Source organism: Corallococcus sp. NCSPR001 (genome assembly GCF_017309135.1).
GTDB lineage: Bacteria > Myxococcota > Myxococcia > Myxococcales > Myxococcaceae > Corallococcus.
Window position 1 is genome coordinate 5,874,468 of record NZ_JAFIMS010000002.1, and the last position, 19,813, is coordinate 5,894,280.

Sequence of the window (19,813 nt, forward strand, 5' to 3'; positions counted from 1 at the left end):
GGATCCACGTGGGGCCGCATGGAGAACCCCATGTCATCCCCCAAGAATGTCGCCCTGGTCGTCGGAGCCAACGGAATCGCGGGACTCAACCTCATCGAACACCTGGAAGCACTCGGCGGCTGGGAGGTCATCGGCCTGTCGCGGCGCGGAGGAGAGAACCGCCCGGGTGTGCGCTTCATCTCCGTGGACCTGCTCGACGCGGCCAATAGCCGCGAAAAGCTGAGCGGCCTGACGCAGGTGACCCACATCTTCTACGCCGCCTACCAGGACCGGCCGACGCTCGCGGAGCTGGTGGCGCCCAACGTCGCCATGCTCGTTAACGTGGTGGACGCCGTGGAGCCTGTCGCCAGGAACCTCCAGCACATCAACCTGATGCAGGGCTACAAGGTCTACGGCGCGCAATTGGGCCCCTTCAAGACGCCCGCCCGGGAGACGGACGCGCCGCACATGCCGCCCTCGTTCAACGTGGATCAGCAGGTCTTCCTGGAGCAGCGGCAGCAGGGCAAGGGGTGGACGTGGTCCGCGCTCCGCCCGTCCGTCGTCGTGGGCTACGCGATGGGCACGCCGATGAACGTGGCGTTGGCCATCGCGGTGTACGCGTCCATGTCGAAGGAACTGGGCATCCCACTGCGCTTCCCCGGACCGCCATCCGCGTACGACGTCCTCATGGACATCACGGACGCGCGGCTTTTGGCGCACGCAATGCTGTGGGCGGCGACGAGCCCCGAGGCCGCGAACCAGGCCTTCAACATCAACAACGGCGACCAGTTCCGCTGGAGCGAGCTGTGGCCGAAGATCGCCCGCATGTTCGACCTGAAGGTGGCCCCGCCCCTGCCCATCTCCCTGGTGGAGACGATGGCGGACAAGGCACCGCTCTGGGACAGGATGGTGGCGAAGCACGGGCTCGCCCCCACTCCCTACACGGACATCAACCCCTGGCGTCATGCCCAGGGGATGTTCTCGATCAACTTCGACTTCCTCGCGGACCCGTCCAAGGCGCGCCGCCACGGGTTCCCGGGGCACATCGAGACAGAGGCGAGTTTCCGCGAGGTCTTCGAGGACTACCGCCGCCGCAAGGTCATTCCCTGAGCGCTTCGACGGCGAGCGCGATGAGGCACCTGGTCATGCGCGGCGGCCGAGATGGCATCTCTCCAGGCGGGGGATGCCATTTATCGACGCAACCCATGCGCTGGAGAAAGCGGTGGCTCAACAGTTGTCCCACTTCGCCTTCTCGAGCGTCCAGCCTCGCTGTCCGCAGTAGTAGGTCCCGTAGTTCGCGCAGTTGCCGTAGATGACGCTCCGGAACGGGCCATAGAAGTGGCCCGGACGGTTATCTCCGGTGCAGGCTGCGTAGCAGCAAGCCGCGGAAGCTCCGACGCTCCGCTCCTCTTCCTGCGCCCGAGAGGTGAATTCCGAACCGGCGGCCGGCTCCACTTCGGAGGGACTGCCGCTCTCAACCGTGACAGGCCCCTGTGAACCCTCCGGGACATCCAACTCACCGCCACCGCACCCGACCGCAAGAGTCGCACCGAGGAGAAGGACGCCAACACCGCCGAAACGGGTCTTCATCATTTCCGCCTTTCGAGAGATGCGCTGCGGGTGGGGTACCTCACGCAGGCGTCGACAATCTCGTGCGGACGGCGTCCATTGGCACCTGCTCCAAGATGTGGTGTCAGTGCGCTCTCAAAGGCATTCCCGAACAACAAGAAGTGAGAGCATGGGCCTTGCCTGTTCTCTGCGTTCCAAGTCACTCCCCGAGCGCTTCCACAACGAGCGAGCGGAAGTAGCACGCACCCGGGTCCGCATCCGTCCGGGTGTGCCAGATGAGGCTTTGGGTCATGCGCGGTGACGGAAAGGGCATCTCCACTGTGCGCAGGGGCACTCCCGCCACCAGGTCGGGGCGGGCCGCCGCCATTGCCGACGCGAAGAAGTGCGGGACGGCGAGCCCTATCTCCCGTGTGAGCCCGTGCTCCTTGTTGAAGCGCTCAGCCGCGCGGTGACACGAGCAGCAGCGCAAGAATCTCCGCCGCCACCGCGCGCTTGCTGCCCTGCAGCACCTGGTCAGGACCACCGCGCGAAATCACCGTCACCTGGTTCGTCTCCGTCCCGAACCCCGCGCCCTCCGCGGTGACGTCGTTGGCGACGATGGCGTCCAGGCCCTTGCGCTCCAGCTTCTCGCGCGCGTGCTCCACCACCCGCTCGGTTTCCGCCGCGAAGCCCACCAGCACCGGACGCTTCGCCTTCCCCGCCACCTTGCGTGACGCCTCCAGGAGCACGTCCGGCGTGCGCACCAGCTTGAGGTTCTCGGAGCCCTCGCCCTTCTTCACCTTCTGCGGCGCGCGCGTCTCCGGCCTCCAGTCGCTCACCGCCGCGGTGGCGATGAACGCGTCCGCGGACTCCACTCGCGACAACACCTCGCGCGCCATGTCTTCCGCGCTCACCACGTCCACGACCTCCAGGCCCGTGCGGTCCACCGCGCCCACCGGGCCCAGCACCACCGTCACCTTCGCGCCCAGCGCCCGTGCCTCGTGCGCCAGCGCCAGGCCCATCTTCCCCGTGGACGGATTGGAGATGAACCGCACCGGATCCAGGTATTCGCGCGTGGGACCCGCCGTCACCAGCACCGTCTTGCCCGTGAGCGGACCACCCCCCAGCCTCGCGGCCACCGAGGACACGATGGCGCCCACGTCCGCCAGCCTCCCCGCCCCCACGTCGCCGCACGCCAGCATCCCCGCGCCCGGCCCCACCGTGCTGAACCGCGACTCCGCCAGCAGCGACGCCACGTTCTCCTGCGTCCGGGCGTTCTCCCACATCGCCACGTTCATCGCGGGCGCCAGCACCACCGGCCCCTTGAAGGCGAGCAGCGACGTCGTCACCGCGTCCCCGCCGAAGCCCGCGCGGATCTTCGCGATGAGGTCCGCCGTCGCGGGCGCCACCACGTAGAGCTCGCCCCAGCGGGCCAGGTCCAGGTGGCCGAAGTTCCCCTCCTGCGCCGGGTCGAAGTAGTCCGTGAGCGGCGGGTGCCCCACGAGCGCCTGGAAGGTCAGCGGGGTGACGAACTGGCGCGCGGCCTCCGTCATGGCCACCCGCACGTCCGCGCCTGCTCGGCCCAGCTCACGCACCAGCTCGCAGGCCTTGTACGCCGCGATGCCGCCACCCACGCCGACGATGATGCGGCGACCCTTCAATGCGGATGCGTCCATGCGGCTTCATTACGCGCCGGCCCGCCCGGTCGCAACACGACTACCGCAGGGACACCTCGCCCTGGGTGGGAACGTCCACCGAGCGCACCACCGGGCCCGACCCGGGCATCTCCGCGTGGAAGTACCCCCATACCAGCGTGTACCGGCCCGGCCGCAGCCCCTGCACCACCACCCGCTCCGACATGGGCTGGTACACCAACTGCGCGAAGGGCGAGCGCAACAGCTCCGTGGGCGGATTGCCCACCGCGCCCACGTCCCCAGGCACCACCCACAGCGCCTTGCCCCGCTCCGGCTGGATGAGGACCGTCACGGAGCCCGTCCCCGGCACCGGGCCCAGGTCCAACGTCATCTCCGTGCCCGCCACCCGCACCACCACCGCCGGCTGGCCCGCGCCGCGCCCGCCCACCACGAAGCGGTAGTTGCCCGGGGACAGGTCCGCGCTGTAGCGGCCATCCGCGCCTGTGATCAGCGACACCGTCTCGCTGCGGTCCGCGTTGAGCCCCTCCACCTGCGCGCCCGCCGCGGGCTGCCCGTCCGCCAGGTACACCCGGCCCGTCAGGTGCGTCGCGGGCTTGAGGGTCAGCTCCACCGGCGCCGTGCTGCCTCGCGGCACCTCCTGCGTGCCGCTCACCTTGCCCTTGCGCGCGGACACCGTGAAGCGCGGCACGAAGGGCGGGCTCGCCAGCGTGAAGTTGCCGTCCGGCCCGGACAACACCGACCCGTCGCACACGTCGCACGTCACCACCGCGTCCGGCACCGCGCCACCCGACGCGTCCCGCACCCGCCCGGATACCGACGGCGCCTTCACCAGCACGATGTCGCCCATGTCCTGCGGCGTCGAGGGGCGGTCCACTACCTGCGGCTCGTACCCCGCCGCGTCCACCGCGACGATGAGCCGGTCGCCCGCCGTGGACAGCGGCAGCTCGAAGCGCCCGTCCGGGCTGTTCACGTCGTGCTCGTCCACCCGGAAGCGGCGCACCGCCTGGCCGGAGTCGTCCACCACGCGGCCCCGGAACGTCGTGCGCCGGCGCATCTTCACCTGCACCGGCGGCCCGCCCGGCTTGCCCTGCGGCCGCTCCAGCGGCTCGTAGCTCGCGTGGCGCGCCTCCACCGCGTAGGTGCGGTCCGGCCGCAGCGCGCGGAACTCGAAGTGGCCGCTCGAGTCCGACTGCGTCGGCTCCGCCACGCGCGGCGCCACGCTCATCGCCGCGCCCACCACCGGCTGGCCGTCTTCGTCCACCACGTCGCCCGTGAGCTGCGCGCCCGCCTCCAGCTCCACCGTCACCTGCTGCTTCGTCCCGTCCTGCACCGTCACCGGCCGGGGGCTCGATGGCAGGTACTCCGGATGCGACGCGACCAACTGGTACGTGCCCGGCGGCAGGCCGCGCATGGGCACCACGCCGTCCGGCCCGGAGGGGCGGTCGCTGCGGAAGATGTTCTCCGGATCCGCCCACATCGTCACGTCCGCGCCCTCGACCCGCCGGCCTCCGCTCGTCACCGTCACGTCCGCGCCCGCCTTCGCCTCCAGCGACAGTGTCACGTCCGTCGCGGGCGCCGACGCCTGCACGCTGCCGCCGCCCCACTCGGAGTGGTGCGCGTGCAGCGTGTAGAGCCCCGGCATGGGCACCTGCGCCGTGAAGTGGCCGTCCTCGCCCGCGTTCACCACGCCGCCCGTGGGCTGCACCAGCACGGACACGCCCGCCGCGGGCCGGCCGTACTCGTCGATGACCTGCCCGCTGATGACCGTCGCCTTCGCCAGCTCCAGCTCCAGCGGCGTCTCGCCCGGCGACACACGCGCGGGCAACTGCGCCGCGGTGAAGCCCTCCGCCTGCCCCTCCAGCACGTACTCGCCCGGCGCCAGCGGCCCCAGCTCCGCCAGGGCCCCGGTGGGCACCGCGTCGCGGCGGATGAGGTCGCCCGCCACCGTGCGCAGGAGCAGCTGCGGGTTGGGCACCGGCTGACCGTCCTCGTCGACAATCGTGACGAGCAGCCGGCCCGCGGCCTCCAGCACCAGCGTCACCTGCGTCACCCGCTGCGACAGCGTGAGCGTCTGGGGCGTGGAGCCGAAGCCCGGCGCCTCCGCCGTCACCACCACCTCGTCCGGGTACAGGCCGTTGAAGCGCACCGGCCCACCCTCCGCCTTCGCGTGCTCCTCGCGCGTCAGGTGGTCTCCACGCAGCCGCACCGTCGCCGCCGCGGGCGCCCCGTCGCGCAGCACGCGCACCTCCAGCGTGCGCGACGGCGTCAGCTTCAGGCGCAGGGGCTGCGAGTCCGCCTCCACCTGCTGCGCCACCGCGGGCTGGAAGCCCTCCGCGTCCGCGAGCACGTAGAAGGGGCCCTCGCCCAGGCCGGACAGCGTGAAGGCTCCGCCCGCGCCCGCCACGGCCTCGAAGGGAAGCGGCACCTTGCGCGACACCGCGCGCACGCGCGCCCCGGGCCTCGCCTGCCCGGAGTCATCCACCACCGTGCCGGTGATGCTCCGCAAGGGCGGCAGGTACAGCTCCACCGCCTCGCCCGGCGCGGCCCGGTCCTTGAGCGCCACGCCCAGCCCCGCCGAGCGCGCCCACACCGTGAAGGACACGCCCGCCAGGTGCTCGAAGCGGAACTTCCCTTCCGCGTCCGTGCGCACCGTGGCGCGCGCGGTGAGGAAGCCCTGCTGCTGTTCGAAGAAGGCCCGCGTGTGCAGCGCCGTCTCATGCGCGGTGCAGGCCAGCAGCGCCAGTCCGCACTCGTCGCACCGCACGTCCGCCAGCGTCCGCTCCGCCGAGGCCGCGAGCGACACCTCCGCGTCCGCCACCGGCCGGCCGTTGCCGTCCAGCACGCGCCCGGTGAGCGTCAGCCCCTCCTGCGCACCGGACGACACCGCCACCGCGTTGAAGGCGGGCATCCCCTGACGGATGGAGCTGGCGGAGACGGGCGAGACGGGGCGCGCGGCCGGAGCGCCCCACCGGGGCCCCAGCATGATGGCGGCGAGCGCCAGCACGGCGGCCACCGCGATGAAGACCCATTTGCGCATGTGTACGCGGCCGGGACCTTACTCCCAGGCCGGCCCCCCAACGACGGTTTCCCCCGGAAAATTCCAGAGCGTCCTCTTGAGGACGCCCCGGGGGGCGTGGGAGTTCCCGCTTCAGTCCTCGGCGAACGGTTGGATGGCCTGCGCCACCGCCAGCTCCTGCCGCGCCTCGCTCAACTCCGAGTTCGTGGCGCGCAGCCGGTCGCTCAGCACCTGCACGAAGCTCCAGAGCATCTTCACCGCGAGGATCGCCTCGCGCTTCATCAGCCCCATCAAGTCGGAGCGGGCGATGACCATGGTCCGCGTGGGCTCCGTGGCGCGCACGGTGGCGGAGCGGGGCGCGTTGTCGATGAGGCCCATCTCACCGAAGTGGCCTCCGGAGCGCAGCTCCGCGATCTCCACGCCGTTCTTCTCGATGGCCACCCGGCCCCGGATGACGACGAAGAGCTCCTCGCCCGGCTGCCCCTCCACGACGATCTCCCGACCCGCGGGGTAGGTGCGCGTGGTGGCGATGGACAGCACCGCCGTCTGCTCCTTGTACGTGAGGTGGCGGAAGAGCGGGATCTTCCGCAGCGCCTCCATGCGCGACTGCGCCTCGCTCGTCTCCTCGCTGGCGAGCGCCGCGCTGTCGCCGGCCACCTTCACCACCACGGCGGTGATGTTGTCCTTGCCGCCGCGCTCGTTGGCCATCTCCACGAGCTTGCGCGGCAGGTCCCCGGGCTGCAGCCCCGCGACCAGGGGCAATATCTCCTCGTCCTCGATGTAGCCGTGCAGGCCGTCCGAACAGAGGAGGAACACGTCACCGGGCATCAGGTCCACGATGAGCGTGTCGACCTGGACGGACTCCTGGATGCCCACCGCGCGCGTAATCACGTTGCGGTACTGCGAGGTGGCCGCCTGCTCCTTGGTGATGGTGCCGGCCTTGAGCTGGGCGGCGACGAGCGTGTGGTCCTCGGTGAGCCGGTGGCACTGCCCGTGCCGCACCAGGTACACGCGGCTGTCGCCCACGTGGCCGATGACGCCCTTGTTGCCGCCCACGGCCAGGCACACGAAGGTGGTGCCCATGCCGCGCTTGGAGGCGTCCGTCATCGCCGTGCGGTAGATGTCCGCGCACGCGCGCTGCACCGCCACCTCCACCAGCGCGGCGGCGGCGGAGCGGCTGTCCGCCGTGGGGTTCTGCGCCAGGTCCTTGAGCAGGTGCCGGTTGGCCGCGATGTGCTGCTTGACGACCTCCGTGGCCCGCGCGCTGGCGACTTCACCCGCGGCGTGTCCGCCCATGCCATCGGCGACCATGAACAGGCCGAGCGACGCGTCCACCATCATCGCGTCTTCGTTGTGTTGCCGTTTCCGGCCGACATCGGTCAGCCCGAAGGCTTCTGTGGTCAAGGCCACCGCGAACGCTCCATCCGTGCCTAGAGGGTGACTCCGCACGTTACGCAGGCCGCCGAAGACGTGGCAAGGCTTCAGGGTTGCAGGCGCACCGACAGCAGGCGCGCGAAGCCTCCCGCCGTGTAGAAGCTGACCTCCACCTGACCGAAGCGCAGCCGGACCCCGTCCTCCACCGCCATGGGTTTGCGGGCCAACAGCCGGCCCCCGGCCACGTACGAGCCGTTCTTCGAACCCGCATCTGTCAGTAGAAAACCGGTATCCCCCGCGTCCCGTGAAAACCACGCGTGAAAACGGGACACGCTGCCGTCATCCAGGACGACGTCGTTGTTGCCGGTGCGCCCCACGGTGATGCCCCGGCCGAAGGCGTTGCCCTGGGACTTGAGCACCGGGAAGACGATGGGTTCGTCCTGCCCGAGCGTCGGCGGCCCCGCGTTGGTCACCGTCCGGATGGGGTACTCCTCCTGGTCGGAGGGAGTCACCCCGCCCAGTGGGGGCGTGAAGAGGAGGAGCCCCGCCGGGAGTCCCCGTTCGAACTCCTCGCGGTTGCGCAGGTAGCGCGCGACGTGGGCACTGAGCAGCTCGACCATGGACGTGGAAGTGGCGCCCTACCCGCACCAGCAGGCGGGGCCGCTCTCGCGCAGGGAGTGTACCGCGCCCTTACCGCCAATCCGCGAAAAATCCGATGTTCACGCCACCCACGAAGTCACGCGCGAAGCTGCGGTTCTTCAGGCCGAAGGGCTCCGAGTAGCCCAGCGCCACGCCCACGCCCACGTCCCGGGGCAGTTGGTAGCCAATCTGGACGCGCCCCTGGACGGAGCCCGCGACGCGGCGGTCCGGAGGCTGGGTGGTGAAATGGGCGCCGTAGAAGGTGGGGCCGCCGGTGACCTGGAAGCCCCAGTGGACCTTGCCCGGCAGGTGGTTGCGGTAGCCGAAGCCCAGCTGCGCGTTGTGCTCGTAGTAGGAGGTCACCGGGAGGTAGAGGTTGCGGCCGGCCAGCGCGCTCTCGGGCAATGTCGCCGCCCACCCCACCCCACCCTCCAGGACGGCGATCCACGCGTCCTTGCGGTCCTGGAAGATGGTGAACTCCCACTGGATGCGCAGGTTGGGGATGATGGCGCCGTTGTTGATCTGCGTGCCCAGGAACACGCCCCGGGGCAGCCAGAAGGGCGTGGGCGACACGTGGCCCCGCAGGTCCAGGGCTTCACGCGACTGCGCGGCGGCGGACGTGGAGACCAGGGCAAGCGAAGCAACCAGCAATGCGCGAGCGAGGTGGAGCATGACCTCTATCCATCGTGGCAGCGCGCACTTGTCAACGAAGTGTTCCGTTGGCTATGACACGCAACGCCCTTCCTGCCGTCGCGGGAGGTCACCAGGAGCGGAACACCGAATGCCAGTCGTCACGGTCCGGGCCAGCAGCAAGCAGGGTCCGGCACAGCTCGACACGCTGGTCCGCAAGGTCACGCAGAAGACGTCCGGGCTCCTGGAGGAGAACGACCGGGTGCTGGTCGTCTACGGCGAGGGGCGCGCCAACCTCTATTACGAGGGTGCGCCCCGGCCGCGCGGCGTGTCCCGCCCGGCCTGACGGTCCGGGTTGCCCTCAGTCGTCGGGCCCCAACCTGCGCGCGCGCTGGAAGAGCGCCGGCGGGTTCCTGTCCACGGCCGCGATGAGGCGCTGTCCCAAGAGTTCGTAAGTCTCCGTCTCGATGGGGCCCCTGCCCGGGGCCTCCAGCCCGTCGAAGTTGCCCACGCGGTAGCGCGCGGCGAAGACGAACTGGAAGTCCGGCGGCGCGAAGAGGTGTTCCGGGTCCCCCGCCGGGTGGACGTCCATGGCCCAGCGCGGTTCGAACGACGGCGGGTGGATGCCGCGCTCCACGCGCTCCATGTGCTCACGCGTGTAGAGCCCGGTCATCTCCTCCAGCGTCGCGCCGGACTCGAAGCGGACGTGCGGGTAGAAGCGGTAGCAGGGGTGCTGCGGATCCAACGCGTAGAGCCAGCCGCCGGGCGGGGTGAGTTCGCGGAACACGGCGAGCATCCGCTCCGACAGGTCGCGGTAGAGCTCCAGCCGGGCGTCGTGTTCCAGACGGAAGAAGTCCTCGCCCACGACGAAGCGCACGCTGCCCTGCTCAGGGGAAGGCCACGGGTGGTCCAGCGCGTGGCGCTCCGCATCGCCCGACAAGGGCATCCAGGCTTCGGCTTCGGTTCTGAGTTTGAGCACGACGCCTGCCCCCCTCTCTGCGCGAAAGTCAGGGTATGCGCGCAACGCGGGAATCACGCAAGCACCTGCCGGGAGGGGTCAATGCACGGCACCCGACGTCCACCGCGACGAAGGCAGGATGTGGAAAGCCGCTGGGGCCACTCACACCCGGTGTCGCGCGATGGACGCTGGGATTGCGCCGGGTGAATCAGGGCACTGCCACTTCGTTGCCCTGGAACGTGTAGTCGAAGGTCCCCACGCGGATGCCCTGGCCGTTCGAGACCTCATCGAGCGTGCCGCGCACCACGGTGCCGTCGTAGTCGATGATGAGCTGCTGTTTCTCGACGCGACCCAGGCCCAGGCGGAAGTGCAGCCAGAGGTTCTCCCCCAGCTCCGCGGGCACGGGGCACACGAGGATCTGATCCGGGCGCACGTCGCTCAGCAGCTCGACCTCCACCTCTTTGCCGTCCTCGCCGGGCAGCGCGACCTTCGCCTTGTAGCTGGCGGAGAGGGTGCACAGCAGCTTGTTCATCGAGATGATGGCGTCATCGTCGTTGTAGACGTTGAAGCCCACGTCCAGGTCTCCCTCGGCCACCTTCGCGCCGGTGTCGAGCTGGAGATCCAGCGCGTACGTCCCCTGGTACTTGCGGTCGATGTCGTCCTGTCCGCAGCCGGTGAGAGCCGTCGCGGCGAGCAGCAGGCCCGTGATGAAGGACTTCGAGCCGGGGTTCTTGCGTGCGTAGGTCATGGGATTCCTCTCCAAGGTGGGGGTGTCTGTCCATGAAGGGCCTTCCCGCCCTTCTCTTTCCCTTGGTCGCCGCGGGCCTTTGAATTGATCAAACAATCCAGACGGCCAGACTTCAAAATGGCGCGGGCGAAGCGAACACCAGACGCTCGCCGGTGCGTGGATGCACGAAGGCCAGCGCGTCGGCATGGAGCATCAGCCGCACGTCCTCTCGACCCAAGCGCGCGTCCCCGGTGATGGGCAGTCCCAGCCCCAGGCGATGCGCGGCATGGATACGCAACGTGTGGGGCACTTGGGTCGTTGGAACGAATTCCACCCGGGTCCGGGCCGCTTCGCGACGGAGGACCTTCCACGCGCTCCGGGTCCGCTTGCCGTGGCGGGCGTCCACGCAGTCCTCCAAGGTCGCGTGGGCCACCGGGCGCAGCGGCAGGTCGATGAGGCCGGCGTCGCCCTCCACGAGGCCGTCCACCCAGGCGACGTGACGCTGCTCCGCCTCGCGCTGGGAGAACTGGCGCTGGAGCGAGGCGCGGGTCACCGCGTCCCGGGCGATGACGAGGAGGCCGGAGGATTCCGGGTCCAGTTCGTGGAGGAAGCTGGCGGGGACCAGGTCCGGGAACCGGGGCTGGAGCCGGACGAGCACCGAGTCGCGCGTGGGCGCATGGCGTCCGGGGAGCGTGGGCAGTCCCTCGGGCTTGTCGATGACGAGGAGCCACGGGTCTTCATGGAGGACGCGCGGTCCGGGGACGGCTGGCGCGGCGGGAGCCAGCTCCACCACCAATCCCCGCAGCATGTACGGCAGCACCGTGCCGCACTTGTTGTCACACGCCGGGTAGTACGCACCGGACTCCCGGCGGCCATCGAGCGGCGGGGCTCCCCACCAGAACTCCGCGAGCTCCAGGGGCGTCAATCCGTTGCGAAAGGCATACGCCAGCAGCTTGGGAGCGGCGCAGTCACCGGCGCCACCGGGAGGCGGCTTGGGCGCGAACAGCGAGGCCAGTGTCTGGGTTTCACCGCGTGCATTGGGAATGACATATCCCTGGGTCACCTGACGCCACAAAGCACGCGAACGTTCGGCGCGCACGTGCTCCACGTCCGCCAGGCGCGCTTCCACGTCGCGCAGCGAATCAGCGCGTCCCTGTGCGCGCAGCGCCTCCGCTTCCTGGCACAGCGCCGCGTGCTGGTGTTCCAGCTTGGCCAGCTCTGCCTCTCCCGCGGGCCAGAACGCGTTGCGGGCCACCGGGTCGAACAGCGGCGACACGAAGCCCTCCACGTTCCACGCGCCGTTCAGCATCCCGGAGAAGGCGCTCAGGTACCCCACCCGCCCGTCAGGTGCCACGACCACCAGCACGCCGAACATCTTGCCGCCACCGGGCCGCCACAGGGCTTCGGAGGACGCGGGTTCTCGCCGCAGCCGCTGCTGGAGCGCCTGCGCCGCGCGGAGGCCCCAGGGGCCTGGAGGCGCTGGGTGGAAGGGATTCGCCAGCCGCGTGGGCAGCGGACCTTCGACGAGCGCCAGGGGCTGGATGAGGTCCGCCTCGTCTGTTGGGGTCTTCATCCGGGCCCCATCTTCGCCTGGAGGACGGCTTCTCGGACTATGTTTTGCCGTGCACTTCCTCAAGCAAGCCCCCGTCGCGCCGCTGTCCACCCTGGTGCAGGGGTACTGGTTCATCCAGGACCTGAAGGGTGCCCACGAGGGACGGCCCATCCAGACGGCGCCGTCGCCCACGGCGGTGCTGACCCTCAACTTCGGCCGGCCGTGCACGAGCGACTTCGCGGCGGGAGGCCCGCGCGCCTCGCTCCTCGGCATCCAATCCCACCGCCGCGATTGGCGCTCGGGAGAGGGCTGCGCCTTCGTGATGGTCATGCTGACGCCGGTGGGGCTCGCGCGCCTGTTTCCCGCGAGCGGCCCGTCCACCGGGGACGACCTGCTGGAGCTGGGTGCGGTGCTGGGCGATGGCGCGTCCCGGCGGCTCGTGGAGGACCTGTCGGCCGCGTGGGAGCCCCACCGGGTCGCCGCGCGGCTGGACGCCTGGCTGCTCGAACGGCTGGCCACGACGAAGCCTCTTCCCGAGACCGAGCGGCTCACGCGGGCCTGGGACGTGCTGCGCCGCACGTCGCGAGTAGAAGCCGCGGCGCGGGCCGTGGACGTGTCGACGCGGCAGTTGGAGCGCTGGTTCCAGGAGCACCTCGGACACTCGCCCCGGCAGTTGGCCGCATTGGAGCGGATCCACCACAGCCTGCTCGCGGCGCAGACGGGGCAAGGGGATCCGCACGAGGGGTTCAGCGACCAGGCCCACCGCATCCGCATGTGGCGCCGCTACCTGGGCCTGACACCCGGGCGCTTCGACCGGACACCGCGCTCGATGATGGCGGACTACTTCAACCCCCGCCGGGAGGCCCCGGCGCTCGCGCACTTCCTCTGAAAGACTCGGGCATGTCGCATTCGTTCAAGACGGCCCGGGCGGCAGGAAGGCAGCGTGGGCTCCACCATGTCCCTCCATGCCGGGTTCCTCGATTACGCCGACGGGGAGACGCACTGTGAAGGGTACGTCGCCCACGACTCCGCCCACGCGGGCCCGCGCCCCTGTGTGCTGCTTGCCCATGCGTGGGATGGGCAGAACGCCATCATCCGCGCGATGGCCGAGCGGTTCGCGGCACAGGGCTACGTGGGCTTCGCCCTGGATGTGTATGGCAAGGGCATGCGGGGCGAGGTGACGGGGGACAACTCGCACCTCATGGGGCCCTTCCTGGAAGACCGCGCGCTGCTCCGCCGGCGCATGCGTGCGGCGCTGGAGGCCGCGAGGCGTCACCCGCGCGTGGACCCGGAGCGCGTCGCGGTGCTGGGCTACTGCTTCGGAGGGCTCTGCGCGCTCGACCTGGCCCGCGCGGCACCGGAGGGCTTGAGGGGCGCCGTGAGCGTTCACGGGATGCTCCACCCGCCACGGTTGGGCCCCCAGCCGCCCATCTCCGCGAGCATCCTCCTGCTGCACGGATGGGAAGATCCGACCGCGAAGCCGGACGCGGTGCTGGGCATCGCGCGGGAGCTGACCGAGGCGGGCGCGGATTGGCAGCTCCAGGCCTACGGCCACGCGATGCATGCCTTCACCTTCCCCGGCGCCCAGAGGCCCGAAGCGGGCATCCAATACCACCCGGTCGCCGCGAGGCGCGCGGACGCCGCCTTGCGGACGTTCCTGGCGCAGGTCCTGGGTGAAGCGGCTGCGCCGCCGAGGCAAGCTGAGGCGTCAGGCAACGGATGACGGGGGGCCGGCCCGGCGTTCACGTTCCAGAGCCTGGGAGGCCTTCATGACGGTCGACGTGGAGCGAGCGCTGGCGGAGGTGCTGCCGGCGGAGGCGATCATCACGGATCCCGACGTGCTCGCGGCGCACCGGCGCGACCAGGCGGAGTGGGCGTCCTCGGGCATGCCGAGGGTGCTGGTGCGGCCCGCGTCCACGGCCGAAGTGCAGGCCGTGCTCCGCGTGGCCACGGCGCTGCGCGTGCCGGTGGTGCCCCGAGGCGCGGGCTCGGGCCTGTCGGGCGGCGCGAACGCGAGCGAGGGCTGCATCGTCCTGTCGCTCATGCGGATGAACCGCATCCTGGAGGTGGACCGGCGCGGCATGCTGGCCGTCGTCCAGCCCGGCGCGCTCAACGGCGCGGTGAAGGCCGCCGCCGCGGAGCAGGGCCTCTGGTACGCGCCGGATCCCGCGAGCTGGGAGTTCTCCTCCATCGGCGGCAACCTGGCCACCAACGCGGGAGGACTGTGCTGCGTGAAGTACGGCGTGACGGGCGACGCGGTGCTGGGGTTGGAGGCGGTGCTCGCGGACGGCACCGTGGTGCGCACCGGCGGGCGGACGGTGAAGAACGTGGCGGGCTATGACCTGACGCGGCTCTTCATCGGGTCGGAGGGCACGCTGGGCGTCCTCACCGAGGCGACGCTGCGGCTGCGCCCCCGGCCGCCAAAGGCGACGACGCTGGTTGCCGCGTTCCCCACGCTCGTGAGCGCGGGCACGGCCGTCTGCGACATCATGGAGCGCTCGCGCCCGTCCGTGCTGGAGCTGATGGACCGCACCACCGTGCGCGCCGTGGAGTCCTGGAAGCCCATGGGCCTGGACGTCACCGCCGAGGCCCTGCTCATCGCGCGCTCCGACGCGGGAGGCGTGCAGGGCGAAGAGGAGCTGGCGCTGATGGTCGCGTCCTGTGAGCGGGCCGGAGCGACCTCCGTGATGAGCACCGCCGACGAGGCCGAGGGCGAGCTGCTCATGGGCGCCCGGCGCTTCGCCTTCCCGGCGCTGGAGCAGCGCGGTGCCACGCTGCTGGATGACGTGGGCGTGCCCGTCGTGCGCATCCCGGAGTTGCTCGCGGCGGTGGAGCGCATCGCGCGAGTGCACGGGGTGCTCATCGGGACCTTCGGGCACGCGGGCGATGGGAACATGCACCCCACCGTCGTCTTCGACCGGAAGGATCCAGCGGCGCTGGCGCGGGCGAAGCAAGCGTTCGACGACATCCTGCACGCGGCGCTGGCCCTGGGAGGCACCATCACGGGCGAGCACGGCGTGGGCTCCCTCAAGCGCGGGTTCCTGGGCGCGCAGCTGGGCCCGGAGACGCTGCGCCTGCACCAGGCGATCAAGAGCGCGCTCGATCCGCTGGGCCTGCTCAACCCCGGCAAGGTGCTGTGATTCCGGCGGGTTGGCGGCGGCTCGGGAAAAAATAAATCCGGTGTCGATCCCACCGGAGCACATTCGTCGCGAGGGTGAAGGCGTCGTTCACCTCATCCACTTTCTTCCGCCAGGAGACGCACCATGGGCACCAAGATCTTCGTCAACCTCCCCGTCGAGTCGCTGGATCGCGCGGTCGGTTTCTTCACGAAGCTGGGCTACACGTTCAACCCCCAGTTCACCGACGCCAACGCCACGTGCATGGTCATCAGCGAGGACATCTACGTGATGTTGCTCGTGAAGCCTTTCTTCAAGACGTTCACCCAGAAGGAGGTCGCGGACGCCACGAAGACGACGGAGGTGATCATCGCGCTGTCCCAGGAGAACCGCGCCGCCGTGGACGCGCTGATGGAGAAGGCGCTGGCGGCGGGCGCGAAGGAGACCAAGGACAAGACGGACATGGGCTTCATGTACCAGCGCAGCTTCTCGGACCTGGACGGCCACCAGTGGGAGCCGTTCTGGATGGACCCGGCCGCCGCGCAGCCGCAGCAGTGATTCAAAGGGGGCGCTTCATGCCCTCGTGGCTCGCCACGAATCCCAGCCGCGCATAGAAGCGGTGGGCTTCGTGGCGGAGCTTGTCCGTCGTGAGCTGCATCAGCCCGCAGCCCCGCGCCCGCGAGCGCTCCATGGCGTCCACCATCAACGCCTCACCAATGCGCTGCCCCCGCAGGTCCGAGCGCACGCGCACCGCCTCCACCAACGCCCGGCGCATGCCGCCCCGGCTCAGGCCGGGGATGTACGTGAGCTGCAACGTGGCGACGACCTGCCCGTCCTGTTCACCCACGATGAGCTCGTTGTTCGGGTCGGCGGCGATGTCGTCGAACGCGGCGCGGACGGAGGGACTGACCTCCGCCGTGTAGCCTGTGCGGGCCTGCGCGATGGCGTCATCCGCGAGCAGTTGGAGGATGCCAGGCAGATCCGTGTCGCGGGCGATGCGGAAGGTGATGGGGGCCATGGCCGTCCAGCCTGCCCGGAAGCCTGTTCCAGCATCAAGCCGGTGAGCCGGGCTCCACCAGAGCCGGGGCCTCCACGTCGATGCCGTCCCGGCGCAGCGCATCCGTGCTCGCCGCCTGGGCCCGCGTGCCGGGTGGGTTGTCATACCAGCCCGGGTCCTTGTATCCATCCAGGCGCTCGCGGACCTTGAGCACGGTGAGCATGCCACCCATGGTGATGGAGTCGTGCTTGCCCTGGCGTCCCATCATGGGAATGGAGTTGGACGGGACAGGCATCCCCATCTCACCCATCTGAGCCATGCCTATCTGGCCCATCATCATGTAGCCGGGCGCCGGGTCAGGGTTCCGGGGACGTCCTCCTCGAGGACCGGTGCGTGCTCGGTATCGGGGGTGCGGGTGCTCATGGGGACCTCGTGGCCATTCCGCGATGGCAGCCAGGATGAGGCCCCCTGTCGATGTCCCGCGGTCCAGGGGGGTTCACCACCTCACGGCTCCGCCAGGGATTCAGGCGGCAATCCACCGCCTCCACCGCCGTCCCACGCTGGCTCGGGCAGGCCATCCTCCAGCTCCGGCAGCAGCTTTTCCCTGGGGAAGTTCGAGCCTGGGAGGAAATGCCATGAGGAAGCTTGGATACGGTCTGCTCATCACCACGGGACTGCTCGTCGGACCGCTCGCTGGAGCCCAAGGCACTCCGAATTCCGAGCGCCAGACGAATGCCCCCGCGCAGCAGCAAGCCGGCTGCCCCTGCGGAATGATGGGCCATGGCATGGGCGGAGCGGGAATGAGCTGCCCCATGCGCGGAAAGGCAGACGTGAAGGTGGAGCAGACGCCGACAGGGGCCGTCCTTCGGCTCACCGCGAAGGACCCCGGTCAGGTCGAGGACGTCCAGCGCATGGCGGAGAGGATGCAGCGCTGCATGAGCGGAAGCGGCACCCCACAACAGGGGCAGCCTTCCTCGCCCGGGCAACAGCAGCGCTGACGAGCGCGCCCTCCGCGTGGCGGTGCGTTAGAGGGAGAACCTCACGCCCACCCGTTCATGCAGCAGGTGAACGTTCGTGCCCAGCACCCGCACGTAGGTGTAGGCCGCTTGCACGTTGAGCGAGAACCACCGGTTGGGGTGCCACTCCACTCCGGCCCAGACCTCCGGGAAGGCGCCCAGGCGCGACTCGAAGTTGGGATCATCAGAGTCGCCGTCGTCGTCATCGAAGTCCAGGTCGAGCGACTGCACGGTGGTGACGAGTGGGAGCCCCAAAAACTCCCTGCCCGCCCCCGCTGCGCCAAGCTTCAACCCGGCTCCCAGGTACGGAACCCATCGCTGGTCCGCGTCGGAGCGCCAGCGGTAGAGCAGCCCCGGGGTGACGCCCACTTCGGAGAAGGTGGAGTCCCCGGAGCCGCCGACCCCCGCCTCCACTGGCAGGCGGAACGCCCACCGGGAACCGAGATCAATCTGGAGCGCTGCCTGCAGGCTGATGCCGACCGCGACCCGGCCGCCCGAGAACGCCTGCACGGGCCCCACGGAGAGGGGCTCCAGGTTGACTCCCGCGCCGAAATAGCCCGAGCGGGGGACGTCACCTGCGGTTGCCGTGGATGCGAGGACGACGACAAGAAGCGGGACGAGCGTCACTTCAGCTCCGGAGGGGCGGAAAAGGGAATCTCGGGACAGCCGAGGGTTGCGGAGCTTTCGACTCTACTTCGCCACCGCTCCCGAGCCACGCTGTCATTGCGCGGTACCCCATCCAGTCGTGGTGGGTGCGCAGCCGCGCCTCGCCAGGTGCGACTTCCCCAGACGTTCCACCGCGCGTGTGAGAACGAACCGACGACAGGTGAGCATCGGTTTCGCGCCTGCGCTTGTTATCGTGCGCGCCCATGAATGAGCCCACGGCCGTGACGGATCCTCGCATCGGCTCGGTATTGCAGGAGCGCTACCGCATCATCGAGCGGCTCGCCGCCGGTGGCATGGGCATGGTGTACCGGGGCGAGCGGCTGGAGGTCGGCAAGTCCGTCGCCATCAAGTTCCTGCACGCGTGGGCGGCGCGGGATGACGACTTCCGCAAGCGCTTCCAGGTCGAGGCGCGCGCGATGAGCCGCCTCACCCATCCGTGCTGCGTATCGGTCATCGACTTCGGCGTGGATCAGGAGTCGCCGTACATGGTGATGGACTTCGTCACCGGCGAGACGCTGCGGGCGCTGCTGCGCGACGGCCCGCTGCCCCCGGCCCGGGCCCTGAGCGCCGTGCGGCAGGTGCTCGCGGGTCTGGCCCATGCGCACGACCAGGGCATCATCCACCGCGACATCAAGCCCGAGAACATCATCGTCACCCACGCCGTGGGGCTCGGGGAGCAGGTGCGCATCCTCGACTTCGGGCTCGCCAAGCTGCGTGACGAGGTGACGGGCCTCACGTCGGGGATGATGCTCGGGACACCGTCCTACATGGCCCCGGAGCAGATCCACGGCGAGCCGGTGGGTCCGCCCACGGACCTGTACTCCACCGGCGTGCTGCTCTACGAGCTGCTCACCGGGAAGAAACCCTTCAACGCCACCAGCAACGCGGAGCTGCTGCGCATGCAGCGCGAGGTGACGCCGCCCCGGTTGCGCGACGCCGCTCCTGACGCGGGCTTCAACGCGGAGCTCGAAGCGACGCTGGCGAAGGCGATGGAGAAGGCCCCGGGGGATCGCTTCCAGTCCGCCACGGAGTTCCTGGCCGCGCTCGAAGGGGCCGGAGCGGGTCCGGAGGTGCGCTCCGTGGCGCCCGTGGCCGGCGATGCATCGGGGGCGGCGCGAGCCTCCACGCCCATGCCGGCACGTCCCAAGGAGGAGGTGCTCGCGACCCGAAACGCCCGTGCGCAGCCCCGGGCGACGCCGGTGGGCGTTCAGGCCGAAGCCCGCGCGCCGGAGCCCGCACCGGTGGCTCCGACGGAGGCCGTGGCCAGGAAGGAGGAGTCCGAGGCCACGCTCCGCTCTGGACCCATGAAGCCCCCGCCCGTCCAGAGCCGCTCGCGCCGGGTGGTGGGAGGCGCCGTCGTGCTCTCCATGGTCGCGGTGGGTCTTGGCGGGTGGGCGTTGGCGTCAAGGTCCGCGGGCCCGGCGCCGGTGTCCCCGGAGCGGCCGTCGCCCATGGCCCCGCCAGCCGAGGAAGCACGGGCGGAGGCTCCAGCGGGAGCCACGGCCTGGCAGCCCGTCGTGGAGCAGCTCCCGGGCATCGACGACGTGCATCGGTTGATCAAGGCGCAGCGGCGGGACGCGGCCCTGGCGGCGTTGAAGAAGCTGGCGGCGAAGTACCCGGCGAGCGCCTACGTCCGCTATCTGGAGGGGAACGTCGACTTCGACAACCTCCGCTGGGTGGACGGCGTGGCGGCCTACCGGGCGGCACTGCGCAATGACGCCGCGTACGGCAACGCGCCGGTCGTCATCCAGGACGCCATCCGCTGCCTCGTCAGCGACCGGTTCCACGGCACCTGCGAGGACTTCCTCCGCAAGGACCTGGGCGAGGCCGCGGTGCCTTCATTGGAGGAGGCCGCCCGCGAGCACCCCATGGCCAGCGTCCGGACCCGGGCCGCGGCGCTGCTCCGACAGCGTGGGGCGGAGCGACGGGAGTGACGACGG

19 protein-coding genes are annotated in these 19,813 nt (G+C 70.3%); 8 read left to right on the forward strand and 11 right to left on the reverse strand.

Annotation, left to right across the window (positions count from 1 at the left end; all coding sequences use genetic code 11):
* The first annotated feature begins 30 nt into the window (after positions 1 to 30).
* A complete protein-coding gene (locus JYJ93_RS25435) occupies positions 31 to 1,089 on the forward strand; it encodes an SDR family oxidoreductase (protein ID WP_206795572.1) in 1,059 nt (352 codons plus the stop codon).
* Between the two features lie 896 nt (positions 1,090 to 1,985).
* On the opposite strand, the gene coaBC is transcribed toward JYJ93_RS25435, so the two are convergent.
* The 5 genes from coaBC to JYJ93_RS25460 all read right to left on the reverse strand — a co-directional run bounded on the left by coaBC (position 1,986) and on the right by JYJ93_RS25460 (position 8,883).
* Positions 1,986 to 3,203 carry a bifunctional phosphopantothenoylcysteine decarboxylase/phosphopantothenate--cysteine ligase CoaBC gene (gene coaBC / locus JYJ93_RS25440; RefSeq protein WP_206795580.1) on the reverse strand — a complete coding sequence of 406 codons (1,218 nt, stop codon included), beginning with the start codon at positions 3,201 to 3,203 and terminating at the stop codon, positions 1,986 to 1,988.
* A 40-nt stretch (positions 3,204 to 3,243) separates the two neighbouring features.
* Positions 3,244 to 6,219: a carboxypeptidase regulatory-like domain-containing protein gene (locus JYJ93_RS25445; protein WP_206795582.1), complete on the reverse strand. Its 2,976-nt coding sequence runs from the start codon at positions 6,217 to 6,219 to the stop codon at positions 3,244 to 3,246.
* A gap of 111 nt (positions 6,220 to 6,330) precedes the next feature.
* Positions 6,331 to 7,608, reverse strand: a complete 1,278-nt coding sequence (locus tag JYJ93_RS25450) for a Stp1/IreP family PP2C-type Ser/Thr phosphatase (RefSeq protein WP_043323281.1) — start codon at positions 7,606 to 7,608, stop codon at positions 6,331 to 6,333.
* A 71-nt stretch (positions 7,609 to 7,679) separates the two neighbouring features.
* Positions 7,680 to 8,192: an FHA domain-containing protein gene (locus JYJ93_RS25455; RefSeq protein WP_206795584.1), complete on the reverse strand. Its 513-nt coding sequence runs from the start codon at positions 8,190 to 8,192 to the stop codon at positions 7,680 to 7,682.
* A 70-nt stretch (positions 8,193 to 8,262) separates the two neighbouring features.
* A complete protein-coding gene (locus tag JYJ93_RS25460) occupies positions 8,263 to 8,883 on the reverse strand; it encodes a hypothetical protein (RefSeq protein WP_206795586.1) in 621 nt (206 codons plus the stop codon).
* Between the two features lie 109 nt (positions 8,884 to 8,992).
* Between JYJ93_RS25460 and JYJ93_RS25465 the strand changes: the two genes are divergently transcribed.
* On the forward strand, positions 8,993 to 9,187 hold the full coding sequence (locus JYJ93_RS25465; RefSeq protein ID WP_206795588.1) for a hypothetical protein: 195 nt from the start codon (positions 8,993 to 8,995) through the stop codon (positions 9,185 to 9,187).
* Positions 9,188 to 9,202: 15 nt separating this feature from the next.
* On the opposite strand, the gene JYJ93_RS25470 is transcribed toward JYJ93_RS25465, so the two are convergent.
* The 3 genes from JYJ93_RS25470 to JYJ93_RS25480 form a co-directional block, all read right to left on the reverse strand.
* Positions 9,203 to 9,820, reverse strand: a complete 618-nt coding sequence (locus JYJ93_RS25470) for a DUF2716 domain-containing protein (protein ID WP_206795590.1) — start codon at positions 9,818 to 9,820, stop codon at positions 9,203 to 9,205.
* A gap of 187 nt (positions 9,821 to 10,007) precedes the next feature.
* The gene (locus JYJ93_RS25475) at positions 10,008 to 10,547 is read right to left on the reverse strand and encodes a hypothetical protein (protein WP_206795592.1); all 540 of its coding nucleotides are present in this window, start codon (positions 10,545 to 10,547) and stop codon (positions 10,008 to 10,010) included.
* 112 nt (positions 10,548 to 10,659) lie between these two features.
* Complete coding sequence (locus tag JYJ93_RS25480) at positions 10,660 to 12,099, reverse strand: RluA family pseudouridine synthase (RefSeq protein WP_206795594.1); 1,440 nt, start codon at positions 12,097 to 12,099, stop codon at positions 10,660 to 10,662.
* Positions 12,100 to 12,148: 49 nt separating this feature from the next.
* Between JYJ93_RS25480 and JYJ93_RS25485 the strand changes: the two genes are divergently transcribed.
* The 4 genes from JYJ93_RS25485 (at position 12,149) to JYJ93_RS25500 (ending at position 15,752) form a co-directional block, all read left to right on the forward strand.
* On the forward strand, positions 12,149 to 12,967 hold the full coding sequence (locus tag JYJ93_RS25485; RefSeq protein ID WP_206795596.1) for a helix-turn-helix domain-containing protein: 819 nt from the start codon (positions 12,149 to 12,151) through the stop codon (positions 12,965 to 12,967).
* A gap of 66 nt (positions 12,968 to 13,033) precedes the next feature.
* On the forward strand, positions 13,034 to 13,801 hold the full coding sequence (locus JYJ93_RS25490) for a dienelactone hydrolase family protein (protein ID WP_206795605.1): 768 nt from the start codon (positions 13,034 to 13,036) through the stop codon (positions 13,799 to 13,801).
* Between the two features lie 46 nt (positions 13,802 to 13,847).
* On the forward strand, positions 13,848 to 15,218 hold the full coding sequence (locus tag JYJ93_RS25495) for an FAD-linked oxidase C-terminal domain-containing protein (protein WP_206795616.1): 1,371 nt from the start codon (positions 13,848 to 13,850) through the stop codon (positions 15,216 to 15,218).
* 123 nt (positions 15,219 to 15,341) lie between these two features.
* Positions 15,342 to 15,752, forward strand: a complete 411-nt coding sequence (locus JYJ93_RS25500) for a glyoxalase (RefSeq protein ID WP_206795618.1) — start codon at positions 15,342 to 15,344, stop codon at positions 15,750 to 15,752.
* Between the two features lies 1 nt (position 15,753).
* On the opposite strand, the gene JYJ93_RS25505 is transcribed toward JYJ93_RS25500, so the two are convergent.
* Both JYJ93_RS25505 and JYJ93_RS25510 read right to left on the reverse strand, forming a co-directional pair.
* Entirely contained in the window at positions 15,754 to 16,212 is a 459-nt protein-coding gene (locus JYJ93_RS25505) for a GNAT family N-acetyltransferase (protein WP_206795626.1), read from the reverse strand.
* Between the two features lie 34 nt (positions 16,213 to 16,246).
* Complete coding sequence (locus tag JYJ93_RS25510; RefSeq protein ID WP_206795636.1) at positions 16,247 to 16,510, reverse strand: hypothetical protein; 264 nt, start codon at positions 16,508 to 16,510, stop codon at positions 16,247 to 16,249.
* 493 nt (positions 16,511 to 17,003) lie between these two features.
* On the opposite strand from JYJ93_RS25510, the gene JYJ93_RS25515 reads away from it, so the two are divergent.
* Positions 17,004 to 17,189 carry a hypothetical protein gene (locus JYJ93_RS25515; protein WP_242543928.1) on the forward strand — a complete coding sequence of 62 codons (186 nt, stop codon included), beginning with the start codon at positions 17,004 to 17,006 and terminating at the stop codon, positions 17,187 to 17,189.
* 27 nt (positions 17,190 to 17,216) lie between these two features.
* Here the strand turns inward: JYJ93_RS25515 and JYJ93_RS25520 are convergent, their stop codons facing one another.
* Positions 17,217 to 17,834: a hypothetical protein gene (locus JYJ93_RS25520; protein WP_206795639.1), complete on the reverse strand. Its 618-nt coding sequence runs from the start codon at positions 17,832 to 17,834 to the stop codon at positions 17,217 to 17,219.
* A 242-nt stretch (positions 17,835 to 18,076) separates the two neighbouring features.
* On the opposite strand from JYJ93_RS25520, the gene JYJ93_RS25525 reads away from it, so the two are divergent.
* Positions 18,077 to 19,807 (forward strand): serine/threonine-protein kinase, encoded by a 1,731-nt coding sequence (locus JYJ93_RS25525; protein ID WP_206795649.1) that lies wholly within the window; start codon positions 18,077 to 18,079, stop codon positions 19,805 to 19,807.
* Positions 19,808 to 19,813 lie beyond the last annotated feature (6 nt).

What these genes read in the sequence shown, in the direction of transcription:
- JYJ93_RS25490 (WP_206795605.1), top strand. Translation starts at nt 13,034, where the DNA reads ATGTCCCTCCATGCCGGGTTCCTCGATTACGCCGACGGGGAGACGCAC.
- JYJ93_RS25435 (WP_206795572.1), top strand. Translation starts at nt 31, where the DNA reads ATGTCATCCCCCAAGAATGTCGCCCTGGTCGTCGGAGCCAACGGAATC.
- coaBC (WP_206795580.1), bottom strand. Translation starts at nt 3,203, where the DNA reads ATGGACGCATCCGCATTGAAGGGTCGCCGCATCATCGTCGGCGTGGGT.
- JYJ93_RS25510 (WP_206795636.1), bottom strand. Translation starts at nt 16,510, where the DNA reads ATGGCTCAGATGGGTGAGATGGGGATGCCTGTCCCGTCCAACTCCATT.
- JYJ93_RS25495 (WP_206795616.1), top strand. Translation starts at nt 13,848, where the DNA reads ATGACGGTCGACGTGGAGCGAGCGCTGGCGGAGGTGCTGCCGGCGGAG.
- JYJ93_RS25480 (WP_206795594.1), bottom strand. Translation starts at nt 12,099, where the DNA reads ATGAAGACCCCAACAGACGAGGCGGACCTCATCCAGCCCCTGGCGCTC.
- JYJ93_RS25505 (WP_206795626.1), bottom strand. Translation starts at nt 16,212, where the DNA reads ATGGCCCCCATCACCTTCCGCATCGCCCGCGACACGGATCTGCCTGGC.
- JYJ93_RS25460 (WP_206795586.1), bottom strand. Translation starts at nt 8,883, where the DNA reads ATGCTCCACCTCGCTCGCGCATTGCTGGTTGCTTCGCTTGCCCTGGTC.
- JYJ93_RS25500 (WP_206795618.1), top strand. Translation starts at nt 15,342, where the DNA reads ATGGGCACCAAGATCTTCGTCAACCTCCCCGTCGAGTCGCTGGATCGC.
- JYJ93_RS25455 (WP_206795584.1), bottom strand. Translation starts at nt 8,192, where the DNA reads ATGGTCGAGCTGCTCAGTGCCCACGTCGCGCGCTACCTGCGCAACCGC.
- JYJ93_RS25515 (WP_242543928.1), top strand. Translation starts at nt 17,004, where the DNA reads ATGCGCGGAAAGGCAGACGTGAAGGTGGAGCAGACGCCGACAGGGGCC.
- JYJ93_RS25525 (WP_206795649.1), top strand. Translation starts at nt 18,077, where the DNA reads ATGAATGAGCCCACGGCCGTGACGGATCCTCGCATCGGCTCGGTATTG.
- JYJ93_RS25475 (WP_206795592.1), bottom strand. Translation starts at nt 10,547, where the DNA reads ATGACCTACGCACGCAAGAACCCCGGCTCGAAGTCCTTCATCACGGGC.
- JYJ93_RS25445 (WP_206795582.1), bottom strand. Translation starts at nt 6,219, where the DNA reads ATGCGCAAATGGGTCTTCATCGCGGTGGCCGCCGTGCTGGCGCTCGCC.
- JYJ93_RS25465 (WP_206795588.1), top strand. Translation starts at nt 8,993, where the DNA reads ATGCCAGTCGTCACGGTCCGGGCCAGCAGCAAGCAGGGTCCGGCACAG.